The 22566-nt window shown below is 30.2% G+C and carries 22 protein-coding genes; 16 read left to right on the forward strand and 6 right to left on the reverse strand.

Annotation, left to right across the window (positions count from 1 at the left end):
- Window positions 1-207: 207 nt before the first annotated feature.
- Window positions 208-1032: an RluA family pseudouridine synthase gene (locus tag HMPREF3241_RS03575; protein ID WP_002457882.1), complete on the reverse strand. Its 825-nt coding sequence runs from the start codon at window positions 1030-1032 to the stop codon at window positions 208-210.
- 158 nt (window positions 1033-1190) lie between these two features.
- Here HMPREF3241_RS03575 and HMPREF3241_RS03580 point away from each other — a divergent pair, with 158 nt between their 5' ends.
- The 9 genes from HMPREF3241_RS03580 to HMPREF3241_RS12050 all read left to right on the forward strand — a co-directional run bounded on the left by HMPREF3241_RS03580 (window position 1191) and on the right by HMPREF3241_RS12050 (window position 11017).
- Window positions 1191-2324: a GAF domain-containing sensor histidine kinase gene (locus HMPREF3241_RS03580; RefSeq protein ID WP_070853462.1), complete on the forward strand. Its 1134-nt coding sequence runs from the start codon at window positions 1191-1193 to the stop codon at window positions 2322-2324.
- Window positions 2317-2940 (forward strand): response regulator, encoded by a 624-nt coding sequence (locus HMPREF3241_RS03585; RefSeq protein ID WP_001829810.1) that lies wholly within the window; start codon window positions 2317-2319, stop codon window positions 2938-2940. Before HMPREF3241_RS03580 ends, HMPREF3241_RS03585 begins: the two co-directional genes overlap by 8 nt.
- 271 nt (window positions 2941-3211) lie before the next feature.
- Complete coding sequence (locus HMPREF3241_RS03590) at window positions 3212-3676, forward strand: XRE family transcriptional regulator XdrA (protein ID WP_001829807.1); 465 nt, start codon at window positions 3212-3214, stop codon at window positions 3674-3676.
- A 181-nt stretch (window positions 3677-3857) separates the two neighbouring features.
- Window positions 3858-4988, forward strand: a complete 1131-nt coding sequence (locus HMPREF3241_RS03595; protein WP_002457880.1) for a DUF445 domain-containing protein — start codon at window positions 3858-3860, stop codon at window positions 4986-4988.
- 72 nt (window positions 4989-5060) lie between these two features.
- Window positions 5061-5405: a YlbF/YmcA family competence regulator gene (locus HMPREF3241_RS03600; RefSeq protein ID WP_001829805.1), complete on the forward strand. Its 345-nt coding sequence runs from the start codon at window positions 5061-5063 to the stop codon at window positions 5403-5405.
- Window positions 5406-5677: 272 nt separating this feature from the next.
- Window positions 5678-6874, forward strand: coding sequence for a metallophosphoesterase family protein (locus HMPREF3241_RS03605; protein ID WP_002457879.1), 1197 nt, complete (start codon window positions 5678-5680; stop codon window positions 6872-6874).
- Window positions 6864-9803, forward strand: coding sequence for an AAA family ATPase (locus HMPREF3241_RS03610; RefSeq protein ID WP_070845662.1), 2940 nt, complete (start codon window positions 6864-6866; stop codon window positions 9801-9803). The genes HMPREF3241_RS03605 and HMPREF3241_RS03610 overlap by 11 nt, the downstream gene beginning before the upstream one ends.
- Complete coding sequence (gene yhaM / locus HMPREF3241_RS03615) at window positions 9800-10741, forward strand: 3'-5' exoribonuclease YhaM (protein ID WP_002446755.1); 942 nt, start codon at window positions 9800-9802, stop codon at window positions 10739-10741. The genes HMPREF3241_RS03610 and yhaM overlap by 4 nt, the downstream gene beginning before the upstream one ends.
- Before the next feature lie 171 nt (window positions 10742-10912).
- Window positions 10913-11017: a type I toxin-antitoxin system Fst family toxin gene (locus tag HMPREF3241_RS12050; RefSeq protein ID WP_002440288.1), complete on the forward strand. Its 105-nt coding sequence runs from the start codon at window positions 10913-10915 to the stop codon at window positions 11015-11017.
- 156 nt (window positions 11018-11173) lie between these two features.
- Here the strand turns inward: HMPREF3241_RS12050 and HMPREF3241_RS03620 are convergent, their stop codons facing one another.
- From HMPREF3241_RS03620 to HMPREF3241_RS03635, 4 genes are all read right to left on the reverse strand, one after another.
- Window positions 11174-12145: a peptidylprolyl isomerase PrsA gene (locus HMPREF3241_RS03620; RefSeq protein WP_070845660.1), complete on the reverse strand. Its 972-nt coding sequence runs from the start codon at window positions 12143-12145 to the stop codon at window positions 11174-11176.
- Between the two features lie 201 nt (window positions 12146-12346).
- Window positions 12347-12907, reverse strand: coding sequence for a DUF3267 domain-containing protein (locus tag HMPREF3241_RS03625; protein ID WP_002475873.1), 561 nt, complete (start codon window positions 12905-12907; stop codon window positions 12347-12349).
- A 165-nt stretch (window positions 12908-13072) separates the two neighbouring features.
- Window positions 13073-13444, reverse strand: a complete 372-nt coding sequence (locus tag HMPREF3241_RS03630; RefSeq protein ID WP_070853463.1) for a YtxH domain-containing protein — start codon at window positions 13442-13444, stop codon at window positions 13073-13075.
- 76 nt (window positions 13445-13520) lie between these two features.
- On the reverse strand, window positions 13521-13946 hold the full coding sequence (locus HMPREF3241_RS03635) for an HIT family protein (RefSeq protein ID WP_070853464.1): 426 nt from the start codon (window positions 13944-13946) through the stop codon (window positions 13521-13523).
- 129 nt (window positions 13947-14075) lie between these two features.
- Here HMPREF3241_RS03635 and HMPREF3241_RS03640 point away from each other — a divergent pair, with 129 nt between their 5' ends.
- Genes HMPREF3241_RS03640 through HMPREF3241_RS03650 form a run of 3 tightly spaced genes read left to right on the forward strand, consistent with a single transcriptional unit; the run spans window position 14076 to window position 16708 of the window.
- Window positions 14076-14816, forward strand: coding sequence for an ABC transporter ATP-binding protein EcsA (locus tag HMPREF3241_RS03640; protein ID WP_002457875.1), 741 nt, complete (start codon window positions 14076-14078; stop codon window positions 14814-14816).
- Window positions 14809-16032: an ABC transporter permease EcsB gene (locus tag HMPREF3241_RS03645; protein ID WP_020363845.1), complete on the forward strand. Its 1224-nt coding sequence runs from the start codon at window positions 14809-14811 to the stop codon at window positions 16030-16032. Before HMPREF3241_RS03640 ends, HMPREF3241_RS03645 begins: the two co-directional genes overlap by 8 nt.
- Window positions 16033-16090: 58 nt before the next feature.
- Window positions 16091-16708 (forward strand): CadD family cadmium resistance transporter, encoded by a 618-nt coding sequence (locus tag HMPREF3241_RS03650; RefSeq protein WP_002446748.1) that lies wholly within the window; start codon window positions 16091-16093, stop codon window positions 16706-16708.
- A gap of 435 nt (window positions 16709-17143) precedes the next feature.
- Here HMPREF3241_RS03650 and traP read toward each other — a convergent pair whose 3' ends face one another.
- The gene (gene traP, locus HMPREF3241_RS03655; RefSeq protein ID WP_002446747.1) at window positions 17144-17647 is read right to left on the reverse strand and encodes a signal transduction protein TRAP; all 504 of its coding nucleotides are present in this window, start codon (window positions 17645-17647) and stop codon (window positions 17144-17146) included.
- Window positions 17648-17938: 291 nt separating this feature from the next.
- Between traP and hemE the strand changes: the two genes are divergently transcribed.
- The 4 genes from hemE (at window position 17939) to HMPREF3241_RS03675 (ending at window position 22226) form a co-directional block, all read left to right on the forward strand.
- Window positions 17939-19000 carry a uroporphyrinogen decarboxylase gene (gene hemE, locus HMPREF3241_RS03660; RefSeq protein ID WP_002446746.1) on the forward strand — a complete coding sequence of 354 codons (1062 nt, stop codon included), beginning with the start codon at window positions 17939-17941 and terminating at the stop codon, window positions 18998-19000.
- Window positions 19001-19076: 76 nt separating this feature from the next.
- On the forward strand, window positions 19077-20000 hold the full coding sequence (gene hemH, locus HMPREF3241_RS03665; RefSeq protein WP_002457872.1) for a ferrochelatase: 924 nt from the start codon (window positions 19077-19079) through the stop codon (window positions 19998-20000).
- 138 nt (window positions 20001-20138) lie between these two features.
- A complete protein-coding gene (gene hemY, locus HMPREF3241_RS03670) occupies window positions 20139-21536 on the forward strand; it encodes a protoporphyrinogen oxidase (protein ID WP_002495704.1) in 1398 nt (465 codons plus the stop codon).
- Window positions 21537-21671: 135 nt separating this feature from the next.
- A complete protein-coding gene (locus HMPREF3241_RS03675) occupies window positions 21672-22226 on the forward strand; it encodes an RBBP9/YdeN family alpha/beta hydrolase (RefSeq protein ID WP_002474678.1) in 555 nt (184 codons plus the stop codon).
- The last annotated feature ends 340 nt before the right edge of the window (window positions 22227-22566 follow it).

Raw genomic sequence — 22566 nt, forward strand, 5'->3', positions numbered from 1 at the left:
TTCAATAGAAATTGTCTTTATTTACTTATCCTAGAACTTTATGTCCCAGCCTCTATATTAGTAGTTAGTCAGTGATAAAGATGAAATTAGGTGTTATGTTGACTTTTTTAATAAAACATTCTGTTCAATTTCATTAATTAATAGTCAAAATAATATAGTTTTTAATTCGATATTTAACTTAATGCTCATGATAACATCGAAATATTGCTATTTATCATCTAGACTTACAGAAATAATTTCTTGAGTCAGTGGATGAGTAAATTCAATTTGATGACTATTTAGCTCTAATTGTCGTAATGTTGAAGTTCCATAAAGTGGATCCCCAATAACTGGATGGCCAATCTCAGCAAGGTGCACACGAATTTGGTGTGTTCGACCTGTATCTAATTTAATGTCCAGTTGACATACACCCTCTTTAATCATTTTAGAGTCAATAATGTGAGTGATTGCACGTTGACCTGTGTTGGAAATTCTTCGTTTGTTTGAATGAAATTTATCTTTACCAATAGGCATATCTATCGTTTGTGGTTTAATAGGTAACAACGCTTTTACATTTGCTTTATATATACGCGTAATTTCATTATATTCTAACATTCGGTCTAAGATTTTTTTCATAAGCGGATTCTTAGCAACTATCAATAAACCTACTGTTTCTTGATCTAATCGATGTATGGGCTCAACATATTCACTATCAACAGTGTAAATCACATGGTTCATAAGTGTGTTGCTCTCTTTTAAATCATTGGGATGCGTTTTAACACCCTTTGGTTTCATGACAATGGCCAAGTCATCATCCTCGTAATAAATTTGAGCATATCGATAACTTGGTAAATAGTTACTTACTTCATTAGGTGTTGGTATCTCAACATAATCACCGGTTTTAACATTATTTAATAATGTACCGTACTCTTCATTAATTAAGATTTCTTTAGACATATTCAGTTGATGTAAGTCCTTTTTAGGTAATTTTAAATATTGAAAAATCTCTCTCAATGTATAATCGTTAAATTGTTTAGGTATTGTAAATTTCATTTTTTCCTCCTATAAATTCAGTTCTATCATATCATATATTTGTGCGACTCTATAACTTGTTTTATTTTGAAAGTTTTAATAACATCGGCATTGTGAGTTTTTAAAAATAAAGAATGAGTTGTATAATAATGATAAAATGTTAAATTTGAGGGGATATAATGGAGAAACCAACTAGACTTGCATTACTTAAGGAAATAGCCGAATTTCTAAATGAAGAAACTGAAATATATAGCATGATGCAAGGGGCTTTGCGTTTACTTATAAATGGGAGCGACTTTTCAACTGGTTGGATTTTCTATATTGATGAAGAGGGGCACCATGATTTAGTTTCCTCTGTAGATTTACCTGAAGCTTTATCTAAAAACTCTTGTTACTATTTGACAAATGGTTCTTGCTGGTGTGTGCAAGCATATCAAAATAATAAATTAACTAAAGCTTCTAATATAATAAATTGTTCTAGAATCAATTTAGCTAATCATGCTTATGATAAAGAAACGAATCATATTACTCACCATGCTACTGTTCCATTGCAGTCTGGGAGTGAAAGATTCGGTTTGCTTAACGTAGCATCTCCCAACAAAGAACATTATAGTGAAGAAGACTTAGAACTATTAGAATCTGTAGCATTTCAAATTGGTTCAGCTATAAAGAGAATTCAGCTAACTAATAAAGAAAAAGAAAATGCCAAAATTAATGAACGTAATCGACTAGCTAGAGACTTACATGATTCAGTAAATCAAATGTTATTTTCTTTAAAATTAACGGCTCACGCTGCAAAAGGGATAACTACTGACGAGCAAGCGCAAAAGGCTTTTAAGACTATTGAGGAAACAAGTCAAAATGCAGTAAATGAAATGAGAGCACTGATTTGGCAACTAAAACCAGTTGGATTAGAGCAAGGCTTAATCCATGCATTACACTATTATAGTAAAATGTTAGGACTAGATTTGAAAGTGACTATTAATGGACTAATAGATTTATCTAATGATATCGAAGAAAATGTATACAGAATTATTCAGGAAGCAATGAATAATGTTATTAAGCACGCTAAAACCAACAAAGTTTATCTTGATTTATCACAAAATGTTGAATATCTTGAGATAGATATTAGAGATAACGGTCAAGGTTTTGACACGCAATCAATTAATACGTTTTTATTTAATGGTTTAAAAAATATAAAGCAACGTACACAGTATTTGAACGGTAAAGTTACTATAGAATCAAAAATAAATCATGGCACTCGGATTTATATTAAAATTCCATTGAAATTAAAGGAGCATCCTTATGCATAAAGTCATTCTCGTCGATGATCACTATATTGTAAGGCAAGGTTTAGAATTTTTATTATCAACTGTAGATGATTTATCAGTTTTAAAGGGTTTTAAAGATGGTGCAACATTTTTATCTTATTTAAAAAACAATGAAAGACCGGACATCGTGCTTCTAGACTTAGTAATGCCAGAGATGAATGGTATAGAAATTACTGAAATACTCAAACAACAATATCCTGAAATCAAAGTATTAGTACTTACGAGCTATGTAGATGATGAACATGTTATTTCAGCTATTGATAAAGGAGCTGATGGGTATGAAATGAAAGATGTTGAACCTCAAAAGTTAATTGAGACAATTCATAAAGTTTTGCAAGGTGAACGTATCATACATCCTCAAGCTAAAAGCGTGATTAAGGCCGTATCAAAAAAACCACATTATACGAATAAGTTATCTAAACGTGAAAAAGAAGTACTTAAAGAAATGGTTAAAGGTAAAACAAATAAAGAAATTGCAAGAGCATTGTTTGTATCAGAAAAGACAGTAAAAACACATGTGAGTCATATTTTTAGCAAACTAGAAGTCTCCGATAGAACTCAAGCCGCTATTTATGCAATGGAAAATAAATTGATTTAAAAATTATTTTAATTTTTATGAATGTAATTGTGTTAAGTTGAGTTTTTAGCCAATAACACTTACAGCAATTATAATTCTGCTTGTAGATTAATATTACTGTCTAATTATTTTGATAATTATGCCTATTATAAAAATAGACTCAAAAACGTATTTACTCTTTTATTTTTATTGAAAATATATTAAGATGTAATTTGTGTTTCAAGAAATGTGTATTATTGCAATTTCTTGTGTCCGGATAAAATATTTCCAATGAGAAAGGTAGATAAATAGAATGGATAGACAGAGTTTCACAGATTTAATTCAAACAAAATTTAAGATGGTCCGTATAGAAGCAGGCTATACTCAAGATACAATGGCACAAACCATTGGACTTTCCAAGAAAACATTGGTTCAAATTGAAAAAGAAAGAGTTCTACCAAACTGGACTACATGCGTATCAATTTGTGCTTTATTCAGAGATTCAGATGTATTAAATAGTACATTCGGTTGTGACCCGCTTGAAATCGTACAAACAATTTCTAGAAACCATTGTGCTTATCCAAATCACTCAACAACAAGTGATATTTACTGGAATACTATTGATACACGTAATGGTTTCATTTTACAAAGTAATAAAGTGAGTAACATTTATCGTGTTCTTAATAATGAAAAACAACCGATCTTTGGCACTTCAAAAATGAGAGAAGCTGAAACTTACTTCAATAGAAATGCTAAAGAAGAATTAATACACGTATAGACATAAATACATAAGTGATAGAAGAATCATTTTATGATTGAATCACTTTGATCTTAATATCATAAAAAATTCAGGAGCATAAGTGTTAGACGATGAGACAACTTTTTGGTTTCATCGTTTTTTTATAAGTGAGTAAAATGAAATAGTTTTGAAACATTTTCTATTAAAAGGAGTTTAAACGATGCATTCCATATTATTAGTAGTTTTTATGATAATTTTAGGAGCAATAATTGGTGGAGTAACTAATATGATTGCAATTAAAATGTTATTTCATCCATTCAAACCGTATTATATTTTTAGGTTTCGTATTCCATTCACACCAGGTTTGATTCCAAAACGTCGTGAGGAAATCGCTAGAAAAATTGGACAAGTTATTGAGGAACATCTTATTACTGAAGAATTAATTCGACAGAAGCTAAATCAACAACAATCGAGAAATATGATACAGCAACTAATCCAAAAACAAATAAGTAAATTAAAAAATGATGATGTGACAATTAAAAATATAGCTAAATTTTTAGGAATAGATGTTAATGAGTTGGTAGATTATAAATTGACTACTAAAGTTTTAAGTAAACTAAACTTTTGGTATGAGAAAAATAAATACAGAAAGTTAAGTGAAATATTACCTCAGTCTTTCTTAGACCAATGTAAAGGTCAAATAGAATATATTACTGACTTCTTATGTGAAAGGGCTAGAAATTATTTAAGTTCTGAAAAAGGTGAACGTGATATTTATGAAATGTTAGACACATTTTTCAATGAAAAGGGACGCATCATTGGTTTACTACAGATGTTTATGACAAAAGAAAGCATTGCTGATAGAATTCAACAAGAGTTGATTAGACTAACTCAACATCCGCAATCTCAAATAATAATTACTAAAGTATTAAATGATGAGTATGAAACATTTAAAGATAAGAACTTAGATGAAATCATTAAAGCACAACAATTTAAAAATTATAGTCAATTAGTACTTAATGAATTAAAAACTTATCTAAATCTAAAAGATAAAACACAGAGACCTATTAACCAAATTGTTCCGCAGTTTATTCAATTCCTAGAAGATGATACATCAAAACGTATGACTGATTTAATTATTAAAGGTACTTCAAAACATTTAACAAACATTATGAAAAAGATTAATTTACGTCAATTAATTGAAGAACAGATTAATACATTCGACTTAAAGTATATTGAAAATCTAATTATTGAAATTGCCAACAAAGAATTAAAATTAATCATGACATTAGGATTTATATTAGGAGGTATCATTGGATTTTTCCAAGGAGTAATTGCAATCTTTGTCTAATGGTGACAGATATGTTAAAGTATTCTACGAGTGGTTAAAAACACAAATTAACTCAAAGGAGTGCAAAGACTTATGGCAGTAAATTTATATGATTATGCAAATCAATTAGAACAAGCTTTAAGAGATAGTGATGAATATAAAGCTATCAAAGATGCATTTGCTAAAGTAAAAGAAAATGAAGAATCAAAAAAATTATTTGATGAATTCCGTGAAACTCAAATGAGCTTCCAACAAAAACAAATGCAAGGGGAAGAAATTCCTGAAGAAGATTTACAAAAAGCTCAAGAACAAGCTCAAGCTATAGAAAAAGACGAAAATATTTCTGAATTAATGAATGCTGAGCAAAAAATGAGCCAAGTATTCCAAGAAATTAATCAAATCATTGTAAAACCTTTAGATGAAATTTACGCTGACTAATTAGTTAATCAATATCTACTTTGATTGAGCCTGGGACATAATAATTGTTCCAGGCTTTCTTATTTATGTCTTATTATTTTTAAATCAATGCATTCTTCATCGACTGTCAACAAACAGATATGGTAAAATGAAAGAATATAAGGAAAAAAATATTTCTCATCATTCATACTGTAAAATTTTAGTTTATATACTTTATGCATCACATTAATGCATAAATAATCTTGTACATTTTTTTAATTAACTTTGCAGATATTCTAAGGAGAATCAAACTTATGGTTAAATTTATACACTGTGCTGATTTGCATTTGGACAGTCCTTTCAAATCTAAAAGTTATCTCAGTCCAAATATTTTTGAAGATGTCCAAAAGAGTGCATATGAAAGTTTTAAAAACATAGTCGACTTAGCTTTAAAACAGGAAGTCGATTTTATTATTATAGCAGGTGATTTATTTGATAGTGAGAATCGTACATTGCGTGCTGAAGTCTTTTTAAATGAACAATTTGAAAGACTAAGAAAAGAACAAATATTTGTTTATATTTGCCATGGCAACCACGATCCTCTTACTTCTAAAATAACAAGTCAGTGGCCTAATAACGTATCCGTATTTTCAAATCAAGTGGAGACATATCAAGCTATTACTAAATCAGGAGAAACGATTTATATTCATGGATTCAGCTATCAAAATGATGCGAGTTATGAAAATAAAATAGACGCATACCCATCGAGTCAAGGTCAAAAGGGCATTCATATTGGTGTATTACATGGAACTTATAGTAAATCTTCGGTGAAAGACCGTTATACTGAATTTAGATTAGAAGACTTAAATCAACGTTTATACCACTACTGGGCATTAGGACATATACACCAACGTCAACAGTTAAGTGATATGCCAGTCATTAACTATCCAGGTAATATCCAAGGAAGACATTTCAATGAATTAGGAGAAAAAGGTTGTCTATTGGTGGAAGGTGATCACCTTAAACTCACTTCACAATTTTATCCTACTCAATTTATTAAATTTGAAGAAGCTACAATTGAAACTGATCATACATCTAAACAAGGACTTTATGATGTTATTCAATCTTTTAAAGATAAAGTAAGACCTGAAGGTAAATCATTTTATAGATTGAACGTACGCATTAATAGTGAAGACATAATTGCACCACAAGATTTAATTCAACTAAAAGAAATGATTACTGAGTTCGAAGAAAACGAAAACCAATTTGTTTTTATTGAAGATTTAAATCTTCAATATGTTCAAAATGATGAAATGCCAATAGTGAAAGAGTTTTCACCGGAATTACTTGATGATGCGTCACTTTTTGATTCGGCAATGACTGATTTATATCTAAATCCAAGGGCTTCTAAGTTTTTAGATGACTACAATGAATTTGATAAAGTTGAGTTAGTCAATCATGCAGAAAGCCTTTTAAAGGATGAAATGAGAGGTGAACAAAATGATAATTAAATCATTAGAAATATACGGATACGGCCAATTTGTTCAACGTAAAATTGAATTTAATCGTCAATTCACTGAGATATTTGGTGAGAATGAAGCTGGTAAATCTACCATTCAAGCATTTATTCACTCTATTTTGTTCGGATTTCCTACTAAAAAGTCCAAAGAACCACGTTTAGAACCAAGATTAGGTAATCAATATGGCGGGAAATTATCCCTCATTTTCGACGATGGCATTGAAGCAGAAGTTGAGAGAATCAAGGGAAGTGCACATGGAGATGTCAAAATTTATCTTAAAGATGGTACTATACGAGATGAAGTTTGGCTAAATAAAAAACTTAATTACATTTCAAAGAAAACATATCAAGGTATATTCTCTTTTGACGTTTTAGGTCTTCAAGATATTCATAAAAATCTAGATGAAGAACAGCTACAAGATTACTTATTAGAAGCAGGTGCACTTGGGTCAACTGAATTTACAAGTATGAGAGATAGAATTGGACAAAAGAAAGAAGAATTATATAAAAAATCTGGAAAAAATCCAATTATTAATCAACAAATTGAGCAACTTAAACAATTAGAAAATCAAATTCGAAATGAAGAAAGTAAACTTGATACATATCATCGGCTTGTAGACGATAAAGATAAATCATCAAGAAGACTAGAAAATTTGAAGCAAAATTTAAATCAATTATCAAAAATGCATGAGCGAAAACAAAAAGAGGTTGCTCTACATGATCAAACACAAGAATGGAAAAGGTTGGAACAATCACTTAATATAGAGCCTATAAATTTTCCTGAAAAAGGGATAGATAGATACGAAACTGCCAAATCTCACAAACAATCACTTGAACGAGATAAAAGTTTGCGAGAAGAAAGATTAAGCTTATTAAATAAAGAGGCGGAGTCTATCAATCCAGTAGACCAAAAGTATATTGATTCATTTAATAGCCTTTATCAACAAGAGACTGAAATTAAACAAAAAGAATTTGAGTTACGTTCAATTGAGAAAGATATTGCTGATAAGCAACGTGAACTAGAAGCTCTTCAATCTAATATCGGTTGGCAAGAAGTGTTTTACGACACAGATAGTACTGAAGCGATGAAAAGTCATATGAGTGATTTAGTGTTAGGCAAGCAAGAACAAAATGCTTATATCAACCAGTTAGAACGTGGACTTGAAGAAAATAAAATTGAAAGAAACTCTAATTCTAATGAGATTAATCAAGTTGAGAATGAGCTTGTTCCTGACGAAACCTTTGACAAGAAAAAGGAATATACACAACAAGTTTTAGAATTACATGAAAAAGAGAACTTATATGAAAAGTTAAAAGAAACTTTTGAAGAAGAACAAACACAAAAAAATAAAAGACAAAAGTTTTTAAGAATAGGATTTATTGTTTTGACTATTCTAGCAGCAGCACTTTCTATATTTTCTTTTTTCACTGCAAATCTTATTTTTGGAGTAATATTTGCTCTATTAACTGTGATTTTTGTAGTAGGTATCATCTTTTCTAAATCTAAAGCAGTAGATTATAGCACAGCAATAAGTCAAGAAATTAATGATTTAGAAAACCAACTCACACAACTTGAAAAAGAATATAATCTTGACTTCGATTTAGAACATCAACAACGAGTTCGTGAACAATGGCGCCATGCCAAGAAAAATAAAAAAATACTTGAAGAAAAACATCAATATATCAATCAATCATTAACGACTGCAAATGAGCGACTTGATAGTCTAAAAAATAGCATCATTGAAATCAAAAAAGAGTTACATTTATCAGAAAAACTTTCAGATGAATTAGTGGTTGAGAGTGTCTCAACCATTAGTCAAATTAAAGCGCATGATAAATACATTATTGATTTAAATCAACAACGCAAGAATCTACTAAAAGATATCAATCACTTTTATGAACGTGCACAATCTGTAACTGAACCACATCTAAAACAATTTAATCAGATGTCTTTCTTCCATGATTTGAAACAGTGGTTAAAAAATGCAGAGGAACAAAATGAGGCTTGGAATAAAAATCAAAATGAAATGCAATTACTCAATAATGAATTAAAGCAATTGAAGTCACGCTTAAGTGAAACGAATCAAATGATTAAGGAATTATTTGATTATGTTGATGTAGATAATGAAGAAGATTATTATACACATCATCATCATTTTGAAACCTATCAAAATGATTTAAATCGATTTAATGATTTAAATCAATATTTAGAAAATCAAAATTATACTTATGAAATGAGTTCGCAATTAAGTGAGAAAACTACTGCTCAACTAGAAGAAGAAGATCATAGATTGGCTAAACAAGTTGACGATTACAATGATCAATTTTTAGAAATGCAGGCAGAAGTTAGTGATTTAAATGCTCAGATTAATCATATGGAAACAGATAGAACTTTAGCACAATTAAGACATGAATATTATAGCTTAAAAAATAGACTTAACGATATTGCTAAGGATTGGGCAAGCTTAAGTTATATGCAAGCTTTAGTGGAAGAACATATCAAGCAAATAAAGGATAAGCGTCTACCACAAGTGATTAATGAAGCTGTATCTATTTTTAAAAATTTAACAAATGGTACTTACAATATGATTCATTATACTGAAAATCATAAAATACATGTAAAGCATTCTAACGGACAAGTATTTGAGCCAGTTGAGTTGAGTCAATCTACAAAAGAATTATTATATGTGGCTTTACGTATTAGTCTTATTAAAGTATTAAAACCGTACTATCCATTCCCAGTGATTGTAGATGATGCATTTGTTCATTTTGATAAATATCGTAAAGAGCGTATGTTGAAATATTTGAGAGAACTATCAGAACATTATCAAATACTTTATTTTACTTGTACAAAAGATCATGTCATACCGGCCAAAGAAGTATTAACTTTAAATAAATTACAGGAAGGCGGGAAAAAATGAGAAATGTAGAAAAATTAAATCCCGGCGACTCAGTGGATCATTTTTTCTTGATTCATCGTGCAACTCAAGGTGTTACAGCTCAGGGTAAAGATTACATGACACTATTTCTGCAAGATAAAAGTGGTGATATTGAAGCTAAATTATGGACTGCTACGAAAGATGATATGCAAACTTTAAAGCCAGAAACAATAGTTCATGTCAAAGGTGATATCATCAATTATCGTGGACGCAAACAGATGAAAATACATCAAATACGTCTTGCACAAGCTGAAGACAAAGTGTCAACTAAAGACTTTGTTGACGGTGCGCCAATGTCGCCCTCAGAAATACAAGAGGAATTATCGCATTTTATGTTAGATATTGAAAATGCAAACTTACAACGCATTACTAGACATTTAATTAAAAAGTATCAAGATCGTTTTTTCACTTATCCAGCAGCAAGTTCGCATCATCATAATTTTGCGAGTGGATTAAGTTATCATGTTTTAACAATGTTGCGTATAGCAAAATCTATATGTGATATTTATCCTCTGTTGAATAGAAGTCTATTATACAGTGCTATCATTTTGCATGATTTAGGTAAAGTAAGAGAATTGAGTGGTCCAGTTGCGACGACCTATACTGTTGAAGGAAATTTACTTGGTCATATCTCTATAGCAAGTGATGAAGTTGCTGAAACAGCCAAAGAGTTAGGTATTGATGGAGAAGAGGTAATGTTACTTAGACATATGATTTTAGCGCATCATGGTAAAATGGAGTTCGGATCGCCTAAATTGCCTCATTTAAAGGAAGCTGAAATACTTTATTTTATAGATAATATTGATGCTAAAATGAACATGTTTGATAAAGCTTTCAAAAAAACAGAAAAAGGTCAATTTACAGAAAGAATTTTTGGTTTAGAAAATAGACAATTTTATAATCCAACAACACTTGATTAAATTCAGGTTCAATAGTACAAAGTTGCTTTTAATGAATAGATAATTTTAAAGAAGTATCTATTCTTAGAGTCTTTGTACTTTTTTAATGTTTGTTAATCAACGTGTTATAATAAATTAGTCGCCTAACTTTACTTCTCAGGCGTCATATGACGAAGGGAAGGAGGTGCATATATGATTTTAGATATCTTTGTACACATCATCACCACTGTTATTAGTGGTTGTATAGTTGCGTTGTTTACGCATTGGCTACGTCAACGTAATGACAAACATCGATAGGCGACATTTTTAAATTTAGCCACACTAAAACCCCCTTACTACTGGCATAGTAAGGGGGTTAGTGCATATATGATAGATATCTTTGTTAACTTTATTATAACATGAGTGATGAATATTTCAACTTAGGACAATCAAGTTAGAAAGGAATTACGAACCTTAATTAGTTAATCCAGAACCACCTTGTGATTGTTGTTGCTGTTGTTGTTGTTTTAATTTATCTGGATCAAGAATAGAATCCTCAATTGCTTTTTTAATATCTCTATCTTTGTAGTCCACTTTATACTCTTTTAATAATTCTTTGTATGCATCAGTTAATAATTTAGGCTTCTTCTGTACCTTTTCTTCGATTAATTTTTGTTTGATATTTGATTTTTCACTATTAAAATCAGTTTCTTTATCTGCTTTTATAATGTGATAGCCATAGTCTGTTTTTACGACTTTAGAAACTTCTCCTTCTTTTAATTTAAATAGTGCTTTTTCGAAGCTATCTACCATTTGACCTTTAATCACATAACCTAATGAACCATCCTTCTTAGCTGAAGAACTATCCATTGATTCTTTTTTCGCTATTTCTCCAAACTTATTTGGATTCTTTTCTACTTCTTTTTGAATTTTTTCAGCTTTTTCTTTCGCTTTTTTATCTGATAAACCTTCTTTATCGCTAGATTTAGATTTAACTTTAATTAAAATGTGTGATGCTTTTTTAGAGTTTTCTTTGATCTCTTTATCTGATACATTAACTTTATCTAGTAACAATTGTTTCTGATAAGCTGATAATTTCTTCTGCTCTTTATAATCATCAAGTGACATACCTTGTTGTTTTAGCATGCTTTCAAATTGATCCTTACCACCGTATTGTTTCTCTTCTTTTTTAATATCTTTATCAATGTCTTTTGTATCTACTTTATCTTTATATTTATCTGCTAAAATTTTGTTTAATACAATGCTAAAAGATGTGTTAGCAATTTGTTCTTTGCCCATTTTTTTCATTACGTCAGCAACTTTAACATCGCCAGCTTTAGAAGAAATAAGTGTGTTATCCTTCGATTCAGTTGCATTTGAACCGCAGGCACCTAACAAAAGTGCACTTGCAGTTACGGGTACAATAATTTTATTCATTAATTTCATAAGTTGATAGCTCCTTTATGTATTAATCATCGTAAATATAACATATTATTAATCATCAACCAATTAGAAACCCCTTTCCTCAGACTATAGTATGACAAGGAAAGGGGGTATAGCTACATAATTGATAGCGATTTAATTATGCATATTTTATTTATAAATATAAAGAATGTTGTATCTAATCTTTGTAAATGATTTTAAAAATCAGTGTTGTGTATAAGGATTGTCTACCTTGTTTAAAATATGAAGACCCGATTGATGTTCTTCGACATAGTGTCCATCATTTGAAAATAAAAGTATCTTTAAATATAAAATATCCATCATTGAACAGCCTATGTTAAGTGATAATAAAAACATAAAATAATGTCCATATTGAGGTAAATATATACTTAGCATTATAAAGATGCCAGATAAGAAAAAGATGGGTAGAATGAGATTAATACAAAAATAAATTTTGTGAACTGGCGTATTAACATAAGTATTAAAATATGGTACCCATTTCTTACTAGATAATTTATGGATTTTAAAAGATTTATAATAGGGCAAAAAGAATAAAAGATGTACTATTTTATGAATAGGGTACATGAGCAATATAAACACTATGAGTACAAAAAAATGTCTATCTGAAAGTGGTGTATCTAAAAAATAATACATCACTTCATAACTAACTAAAAATGTAAATATTGTCGCAACTAAACTTAAAAATGCAATTCTTTGAATACCGAACCGTGCATGTATATCGATTTGCCGAGTACATAAAAACATAATATATGCCTCTTCTCTATGTTAATATTCGTTACGTATTATCTATGTCTTTTGCTCAATAGTCAATAGATATTGCCAATATTTGTTGGTTTTGCTCAGTGAAAAGTTTGAGCTGTCTATGATTTAGAAGTAAAAAAACTATGGCTTAGTTGCCATAGTTTTAAACTACTTATCTTTTGAAAGGTTATTACTAATATCTTCGCCACGGTTTTGTAAATTTTCGATGTGACTTTGTAATTTTTGGATGTTTGGATTAATGTCTGATTTAAAATTACCAATCAATCCTTTAAACTCTTCACCAATTGAACTTCCAAATTCAATACTTTCATTCTTGATTTGTGAACCGTAATTAAGAATATCATTGAAGGATTGTTTCATATTCTCTATTTCACGTTGTAATTCTGATTGAGCGCCAGTGGGTTGACTAGCATCAATCGTATGATTTTTTACGCTTTGGTCATCACGATGTCTTAAAGCAACTGCAAATCCTGCAACAGCACCTACACCTAAACCAAATAATATTCTTGAGACTTTCATTATGATTCTCCTCACTTTATTTGTCGGATAATTGTAATAGTTATTTCATACCCAGTATAACAAGAAATATGCATGATTAAGACATTTGTGCTTGAATTTGTGTTGCTATTTTTTGTTTAGTTTCATCATCGATTACATCTTCATGTGTTTCCCATTTATAGCCAAATCCGTCTATATCATTTTCATATCTCGGTATTAAATGGAAATGAATGTGAAATACTGATTGATCGGCATATTCACCATTATTTTGAATAATGTTCAAGCCGTCAGGGTGAAATGCTTTTTTGATTGCATTTGCCACTTTAGGTAAAGCAACCCCTATGTGTTTCATTGTCTCTTCATCAGTTTCAAATATATTTGCTGAAGGTTTTTTAGGTACTAGTAGCGTATGTCCTTTTGAAACTTGAGATATATCAAGGAATGCATAGACATAATTATTTTCATATATCTTAAAACTAGGAATCTCACCTGAGATAATTTTACTGAATATCGTTTCTGACATAATAATGACACTCCTCTACAAATGTTTGTTCATATTATATCATTCATTTTTTAAAACTACATCATTGTAAAGATTATTTTTAGGGCTATATAATTTTTTTTGATACAATAAAGTCAATGGAGGTGCCTTATGACAGTAAAAGTTGAACATCTTACAGGCGGATATGGAAAAAAACCTGTAATTAAAGATTTGAATTTTGAATTAGAAAAAGGTGAAATTGTAGGTTTAATAGGTCTAAATGGTGCAGGGAAAAGTACTACAATTAAACATATGCTAGGATTGATTAATCCAATGGAAGGCAAATTATCAATTTCAAATATTAGAATTAATGAAGATATTGAAAATTATAGAAGAAAGTTATCTTATATACCTGAATCACCAGTCATCTATGATGAACTAACTTTAGAGGAGCACATTGAAATGACGGCGATGGCTTATCAATTAAGTAGAGAAGAGGCTATGCGTCGAGCTAAACCATTGCTTAAAGTTTTTAGATTAGAAAATGAACTTAAAGTATTTCCAAGTCATTTTTCTAAAGGGATGAAACAAAAAGTGATGATTATTTGTGCATTTATAGTTGATCCAGAATTATATATTATTGACGAACCTTTCCTCGGTTTAGATCCTTTGGGGATACAGTCTATGTTAGATTTAATGGTAGAAAAAAGAAATGAAAATCGAACAGTGTTAATGAGTACACATATTTTGGCTACAGCCGAAAGGTATTGTGATAGATTTATTATTTTGGATAAAGGTGAAATTGTTGCATTTGGTAATCTTGAAGAGTTACGGGAACAAACAGGATTAAAAGATAAAACTTTAGATGATATTTACATTCATGTCACGCAAGGTAGTAGTGCTTATGAATAACGAGGCGTTAACTTTGTTTAGAAAACGACAACACGCTATACGTAAGGAGAAAAACTATTATAATAAATTTATATTTAATGGTCACTTTACAGTTTTTCTACTTATACTATTAGGAGCATTTATATTTGGATACGGCGAATGGTTAAGTCACATTCCTCCTCAAATAGACTATGCACTATTTGCTAGTATAGCAATAGCTGTTGTTTCATTATTCCCAATTCGTACACTCTTGAAAGAAGCGGACCAAATCTTCTTACTACCTTTTGAAAGACACATGAAAAATTATATTAAAGCAAGTCTGTTTTATAGTTATATTTCAAGAATCAGTTTACCATTCATTTTGCTAATCGTGTTCTTTCCATTGTTTTATAAATTAAGTCACAGTGATTATGGATTTTATATCGCATTTTCTATAAGTACATTGCTATATCCATATTTGGTATTACTCATCAAATGGCAATGGGTTAAATTAAATAAAAATGTGTTCATTATCAACTTATTATTATTTATACCTTTAGCAGTAACGCATTACATGATTTTAAAATTTCATAACTATTTAGCTTTTTTAATAATGATTTTATTATTTGTAATTTATTTAGTCCTAAAGAGTAGAGCGGATCACTATTTGCTTCCTTGGGAAAAAGTGATTGCAATTGAACAACAACACCACACAAATTATTATAAATTCGTTAATATGTTTACAGATGTAAAACACCTAAGAGAATCAGCAGTACGTCGTAGTTATCTTGATTTCTTACTACCCGTTCCTAAAGGCACTAAATTCAATGAGAATCGTATGTACTTATATTTATTTATAAGAAGTTTTGTCAGAGGACGCGATGCTTTTTCTATTATTTTAAGATTAGTTATTATCGCTTTGATATTAATGGTATGGTTATCACAACCAGTTGTTTCATTAATTATCGGTAGTTTGTTTATGTATATTATTTTATTACAGATGTCTCAATTTTATACGCAGCAAGCATACGGTTTATGGCCTCAAGTTTGGCCTGTATCTGATACAAAAGTAATTACAGGATATCAGCAATTTTTAAATCGCTTGATGATCATCATCGCTATTACATTTACGATTGTATATGTAATCAAACACCATGAATTATTCTTTTTTGCTGTATTATTCTTTATAGTAGGTTGGCTAACCATTCGAAATACAATTAAAAAATTAAAATATCAAGAAACATTATTACGTGACTAAATCAAATTTAGTTAGAGTAAACTTTATTTTAATTCAATATAGTCAAAAGAGGGATTGAATGTTTGAAACGATAACGACAGCCGCCATCCTGTATATTGCTACAGCGGTTGATTTATTAGTCATATTATTAATCTTTTTTGCAAGAGCAAACAATTATCAACAGTACAAAGATATTTATATTGGACAATATCTAGGGTCATTAACTTTAATTATTGTCAGTTTGTTTTTGGCTTATGTACTTAACTATGTACCAGATAAATGGATTTTAGGATTGCTTGGTCTTATACCAATTTATTTAGGAATTAAGGTTGCTATATTCGATGATTGTGAAGGGGAAAGAAGAGCTAAAGATGAACTAAATAAAAAAGGATTATCTGAGTTATCAAAATCTGTTGCAGTAGTCACACTAGCAAGTTGTGGTGCAGATAATATTGGATTATTTGTACCATATTTCACTACTATAAATAATTATGAATTAGTTATTACTTTAATCACATTTTTAATCTTAATTTTTATTCTTGTCTTTACCGCTCAAAAATTAGCTAATATACCTGGCCTAGGTGAAATCATTGAAAGGTTTAGTAGGTGGATAATGTCAATAGTCTATATTGGTTTAGGTCTATTCATTATCATTGAAAACGGAACAGTTCAAAAACTCTTTCATTTTGTTTTTTAATATAACGAGATTATATTACAACTATAAATCATTCGGTAACTTCCATAGTAAATATGGAGGTTACTTTTTTAAATAAAAGTTGAGATGAGTTTGAGGATTAAATGGCCTCTAATTAAATCTATAGCTAAGAGGTTATACATCTTGGCTAAATTAAAGATAGAGTAAAATCGGAGTTTTAATCATTGTAAATGAGAATAAGTAAAAGTATTTAACTATATACAAAAAGATGCCTATGACCATGTGTGATGTCACAGGCATCTTGTCGTATAAACAATTGCCACAAATAGAAAAATGAACTTAGAAATTCTATAGAAAATGCAATTTGATAGATAACTATCCACAGTTGAAATGTCTCTTAACAGCAATCCTTATAATTAATAAGTAGACTAAATAACTGTGTTTAAAATTGTTGAATATATAATTTGTTTTAACTAATTAATGATCTTCTATTGGATATAAATATCTTTCAAAGTAACTGGAATGTTGACCACTAGCACCAAAGTATTGGCTCAATGCATCTTTTGAAAAGTTTTCCTTAAATATATTAGAAGCTTTGAAATCTTCATATGCTGTTCGATTTGCAAAACCAAAGTAAATTTTGTAGGTAGACCCCTCAGTTGGTTTTAATAAACGATAGCTTTTAAAACCACCAAAATTACTTAAAGGTACGTCTACGTGTAATAATTTTTTCTCTAACTGTTGACGATGGTCTTCAGATGTAGGAACAAAAATAGCACTATAAAAATGATGTTCGCTAAATTCACCTATGCTATCAATCACTTGATATGCACTAGGATGTTTTAAGATTGATTTTCCCTCAGACTCTTCTAAGATTACTGAAGAATCATTAGTAGAAAATTGAAATAAACTACGTTCTTGATGATTAAGTTTAATTTGATTTAAAAAATGATAAGTCCCATAAGATGTATATAAATACATGGCTCATTCCTCCTTTGTTTTAATTTATTATACGAGCCTACTTTTCTATATACAAATAAAGTTGATTAATTTGTATAAAAAGTAACTTATTTTTAGATGTCAAATTAAGCAAAATCATAAATTATTTAATATTAGTCGTGTAATTTAATATCTATCCAACTTTTAGAAAATAAAAGATCTCTTATTAAAGAATTTTATCCACTTGATACAGTCAAATGTAGTATGTCTTTTTTGTGACATTTAAGCATATTAAAATACTTAATTAAGTACAATATGCTATCATTGGTAAGAATGATTCAATTGTGGGGGGACTCAAGGGTGCGCAGCAAAAACGATACAATTTTAAAAGCTATAAAAGGAGAAAGTACGTCACATACACCTGTTTGGTTTATGAGACAGGCTGGACGTTCTCAACCTGAGTATCGAAAATTAAAAGAAAAATATTCTCTATTTGAAATCACGCATCAACCGGAATTGTGTGCATATGTGACACATTTACCAGTAGATAATTATCAAACCGATGCGGCAGTATTGTATAAAGATATTATGACACCACTCAAACCAATTGGTGTAGATGTCGAAATTAAATCAGGGATAGGACCTGTAATTTCCAATCCTATTCAAACTGTTAAAGATGTAGAAAAGCTATCGCAAATAGATCCTAAAAGAGATGTCCCATATGTATTAGATACAATTAAGTTACTCACAGAAGAAAAACTTAATGTACCTTTAATAGGTTTTACAGGAGCACCATTTACTTTAGCATCTTATATGATTGAGGGGGGGCCTTCAAAAAATTATAATTTTACTAAAGCGATGATGTATAGAGATGAGGAAACATGGTTCGCTATAATGAATCATCTCGTCGACATTTCTATTGACTATGTTGTAGCACAAGTTGAAGCAGGAGCGGAAATCATTCAGATTTTTGATTCATGGGTTGGTGCACTTAATGTGAAGGACTATCGCTATTATATTAAGCCGGCCATGAATAAATTGATTTCTGGCATTAAAGCTTATTATGATGTACCTATCATTCTTTTTGGTGTCGGTGCAAGTCATTTAATTAATGAATGGAATGATTTACCGATAGATGTACTAGGGCTTGATTGGAGAACTTCAATAAAGCAAGCTGACAAAATGGGAGTAAATAAAGCAATTCAAGGTAATTTAGACCCGTCTTTACTGTTAGCTCCATGGGATGTCATAGAATCACGACTCAAAGACATTTTAAATCAAGGTTTAGATCGCGGAAAGCATATTTTCAATTTAGGTCACGGTGTATTTCCAGAAGTTAAACCAGAAACCTTGCGAAAAGTGACTGAATTTGTTCATAATTATACAGCGAAATAGTTTTTAAAGATTTGGTTAGATTCCAAACCTTACTTCATTGATTCAAATTAAAGATTTAAAAGGAAGGTTTTTATTAATGACTAAAACAATAGGCTTATTAGTAATGGCGTATGGCACACCATATAAAGAAAGCGATATAGAGCCTTATTACACTGATATTAGACGTGGAAAAAAACCAACTGAAGAAGAACTGCAAGATTTAAAGGATAGATATGAATTTATTGGTGGCCTTTCTCCTTTGGCAGGAACAACCGATCGTCAAGCGGAAGCATTACTTGACGCACTAAATAAAGAACGAGATGATGTGAATTTTAAACTTTATCTTGGATTAAAACATATATCTCCATATATTGAAGAAGCAGTAGAACAAATGCATAATGATGGAATTAAAGAAGCAGTAACAGTTGTACTTGCACCTCATTATTCTAGTTTTTCTGTTGGCTCTTATGATCAACGTGCTCAAGAAAAAGCAGATGAATATGGTATCCAGTTAACACATATTAAACACTATTATCAACAGCCAAAATTTATTAAATATTGGACAGAAAAAATTAATGAAACATTAGAACAAATACCTAGTCAAGAACATGATGAGACTGTATTAGTAGTTTCTGCACATAGTTTACCAAAAGGTTTAATTGAAAGAAATAATGATCCATATCCTCATGAATTGCATGAAACAGCGGAAATTCTTAAACAGGAATCTAATATTATCCATGTTGCTGAAGGGTGGCAATCAGAGGGTAATACTGGAACACCTTGGTTAGGTCCAGATGTCCAAGATTTAACTCGTGATTTATATAAGGAGCATCAGTATAAGCACTTTATCTATACGCCAGTCGGTTTTGTTTGTGAACATTTAGAGGTGCTTTATGATAATGATTATGAATGTAAAGTGGTTTGTGACGATATTGGGGTAAATTACTATCGTCCAGAAATGCCTAACACACATCCATTATTTATCGGTGCTATTGTTGACGAAATTCAATCACATATATAAATGAGTCTGTCATCCAAACCTATTAAACAAAACAATTCCTCCATTTAATAGGGGGAATTGTTTTTATACTTTTTTAGAACCAGTATATAGCGTATTTTAATAAATTTTTAAGCAATTCTGAAAGGTAGCGTGAGAAAAGTGAGTAAGAAAGTGGCAATTATTGGAGCGGGAATCACTGGTTTATCTAGCGCATATTTCATAAAAAAACAAGACCCTTCTATTGAAGTAACTATTTTCGAAGCCTCAAATAGAGTAGGTGGAAAGATTCAAACATATAGATCAGATGGTTACACAATTGAGTTAGGCCCTGAGTCTTATTTAGGTCGTAAGACAATTATGACTGATGTGGCAAAAGATATTGGATTAGAAAATGACCTTATTACAAATACTACTGGTCAATCTTATATTTTTGCTAAAAATAAATTATATCCTATTCCTGGTGGCTCAATTATGGGAATTCCTACAGATATTAAACCATTTATTAAAACAAGACTCATTTCACCTATTGGTAAATTAAGAGCGGGACTTGATTTGTTTAAAAAACCGATAGAAATTGAAAATGATATTTCTGTTGGTAGTTTCTTTAGACAACGATTAGGTAATGAAGTATTAGAGAACTTAATTGAACCACTAATGGGTGGTATTTATGGTACTGATATTGATCAATTGAGCTTAATGAGTACATTTCCTAATTTTAAAGAAAAAGAGGAACAATTTGGTAGTTTAATTAAAGGAATGAAAGATGAAAAAGAACAACGTATTAAGAAACGTCAATTATATCCAGGTGCTCCTAAAGGACAATTCAAACAGTTTAGACATGGTTTGAGTTCTTTTATAGAGGCCCTTGTTAAAGATATTGAAAGTAAAGGTGTCCACATACGATATAACACGCCAGTCAAAGATATATTGATTTCGCAAAAGGATTATGAAATTTTATTAGAAGATGACACTAAAGAGAAATTTAATGGCTTACTTGTAACTACGCCACATCAAGTATTTTTGAATTGGTTTAGTCACGATCCTGCATTTGATTATTTTAAGAACATGGATTCTACTACTGTCGCAACAGTTGTTTTGGCCTTTGATGAGAAAAATATTACCAATACGTACGATGGAACTGGCTTTGTTATTGCAAGAACAAGTCAAACGGATATTACTGCATGTACTTGGACATCAAAGAAATGGCCATTTACTACTCCAGAAGGTAAAGTTTTAATTCGAGCATATATTGGAAAACCAGGTGATACTGTAGTAGATGATCACACCGATGAAGAAATAGTATCAATTGTTAGAAAAGACTTAAGTCAAATGATGACCATCTCAGGGGATCCTGATTTTACAATTGTAAATCGGTTACCTAAGAGTATGCCCCAATACCATGTGGGTCATATTAAAATGATTAAAGAAATTCAACAACATATTAAAACAACTTATCCTAGATTACGTGTTACAGGGGCACCGTTTGAAGCTGTCGGTTTACCAGACTGTATACAACAAGGGAAGAATGCAGTTGAGGAAATATTAGAAGAGTTATAATAGTATAATGACACTTAAATTAGAAAAATGTAATAAGTTAAATTTACGCTATAAATATATACCAAGAAAACTTATTCGATTTCTTTTTAAAGTGTTTTTACTTACAATAGAAATAATAAAGGAGTGAGGGGAAAGATGACAGACATTATTATTGTACACTCAAAACATGGTAATTCTAAAAATCATTGGTATGAATGGTTAAGACATAATTTAACTTTGGAAGGGTATGATGTTTCTTTATTCAATCTTGAAGCAAATGATCATGCACAAATTGATGAGTGGGTTAATGAAATGAAACAACAACTACATATCCGTAAAAAAGATACATATTTTGTGACCCACGGGTTTGGCTCAATCGCTGCCTTAAAATTTCTTGAAGAAACGCATCATCACATTGAAGGTTTCTTTAGTATCGCAGGATTTAAAGAAGATGCACAAGACATAGATGAAGATGTAGATTTAAAAGGGGTAACCATCGATTACGATAAAATAAAAGAACAAGTAGATAAATTTTATGGACTCACGTCTAAAGATGATCAATATGTTTCATACAAGGAAACACAAAGACTGATGAATACACTTAATGGACATACACGTGTAGTAGAAGATGGTGGACACTTTTTAGAAGAGGAAGGTTTTGTAACATTTACTTCTTTAATTAACAGAATGCAAGGATATATGACTAGGTAGGATGTTTACACATCTATCCTAGTCTATACTTGCAAACATTAAATATTATTGAAAACATTTCATATCATTTAGTAATTAAAATTATAAAATGATATATGAAGTATTTTTTTACACAAATAAATCGAAAAACGATATTGACTATTATGTCTTAAGTTAATATACTTAATAGGTAATTGTTTAGAGGGCATTAAACCTTAAGTGTTACATGTTTTCTTTAATACCATTTAAAGAAATTGTTAAAATAAATTAAATAAAGTATTGACATCATTAATAATTTAATGATATGATTAATGGGTAGTCAAAAATAATATTAGCGCGGGATGGAGCAGTTCGGTAGCTC

Origin of the sequence: Staphylococcus sp. HMSC34G04, from assembly GCF_001838765.1 — a bacterium.
Classification (GTDB): Bacteria; Bacillota; Bacilli; order Staphylococcales; family Staphylococcaceae; genus Staphylococcus; species Staphylococcus epidermidis.

Coding starts and splice junctions, on each gene's coding strand:
- HMPREF3241_RS03590 (WP_001829807.1), top strand. CDS start 3,212: ATGGATAGACAGAGTTTCACAGATTTAATTCAAACAAAATTTAAGATG.
- HMPREF3241_RS03620 (WP_070845660.1), bottom strand. CDS start 12,145: ATGAAATTAATGAATAAAATTATTGTACCCGTAACTGCAAGTGCACTT.
- HMPREF3241_RS03610 (WP_070845662.1), top strand. CDS start 6,864: ATGATAATTAAATCATTAGAAATATACGGATACGGCCAATTTGTTCAA.
- HMPREF3241_RS03640 (WP_002457875.1), top strand. CDS start 14,076: ATGACAGTAAAAGTTGAACATCTTACAGGCGGATATGGAAAAAAACCT.
- HMPREF3241_RS03650 (WP_002446748.1), top strand. CDS start 16,091: ATGTTTGAAACGATAACGACAGCCGCCATCCTGTATATTGCTACAGCG.
- HMPREF3241_RS03675 (WP_002474678.1), top strand. CDS start 21,672: ATGACAGACATTATTATTGTACACTCAAAACATGGTAATTCTAAAAAT.
- HMPREF3241_RS03645 (WP_020363845.1), top strand. CDS start 14,809: ATGAATAACGAGGCGTTAACTTTGTTTAGAAAACGACAACACGCTATA.
- HMPREF3241_RS03605 (WP_002457879.1), top strand. CDS start 5,678: ATGGTTAAATTTATACACTGTGCTGATTTGCATTTGGACAGTCCTTTC.
- HMPREF3241_RS03625 (WP_002475873.1), bottom strand. CDS start 12,907: ATGTTTTTATGTACTCGGCAAATCGATATACATGCACGGTTCGGTATT.
- HMPREF3241_RS03600 (WP_001829805.1), top strand. CDS start 5,061: ATGGCAGTAAATTTATATGATTATGCAAATCAATTAGAACAAGCTTTA.
- HMPREF3241_RS12050 (WP_002440288.1), top strand. CDS start 10,913: ATGATTTTAGATATCTTTGTACACATCATCACCACTGTTATTAGTGGT.
- hemE (WP_002446746.1), top strand. CDS start 17,939: ATGATTCAATTGTGGGGGGACTCAAGGGTGCGCAGCAAAAACGATACA.
- HMPREF3241_RS03635 (WP_070853464.1), bottom strand. CDS start 13,946: ATGTCAGAAACGATATTCAGTAAAATTATCTCAGGTGAGATTCCTAGT.
- HMPREF3241_RS03585 (WP_001829810.1), top strand. CDS start 2,317: ATGCATAAAGTCATTCTCGTCGATGATCACTATATTGTAAGGCAAGGT.
- HMPREF3241_RS03575 (WP_002457882.1), bottom strand. CDS start 1,032: ATGAAATTTACAATACCTAAACAATTTAACGATTATACATTGAGAGAG.
- HMPREF3241_RS03595 (WP_002457880.1), top strand. CDS start 3,858: ATGCATTCCATATTATTAGTAGTTTTTATGATAATTTTAGGAGCAATA.
- traP (WP_002446747.1), bottom strand. CDS start 17,647: ATGTATTTATATACATCTTATGGGACTTATCATTTTTTAAATCAAATT.
- HMPREF3241_RS03630 (WP_070853463.1), bottom strand. CDS start 13,444: ATGAAAGTCTCAAGAATATTATTTGGTTTAGGTGTAGGTGCTGTTGCA.
- HMPREF3241_RS03580 (WP_070853462.1), top strand. CDS start 1,191: ATGGAGAAACCAACTAGACTTGCATTACTTAAGGAAATAGCCGAATTT.
- yhaM (WP_002446755.1), top strand. CDS start 9,800: ATGAGAAATGTAGAAAAATTAAATCCCGGCGACTCAGTGGATCATTTT.
- hemH (WP_002457872.1), top strand. CDS start 19,077: ATGACTAAAACAATAGGCTTATTAGTAATGGCGTATGGCACACCATAT.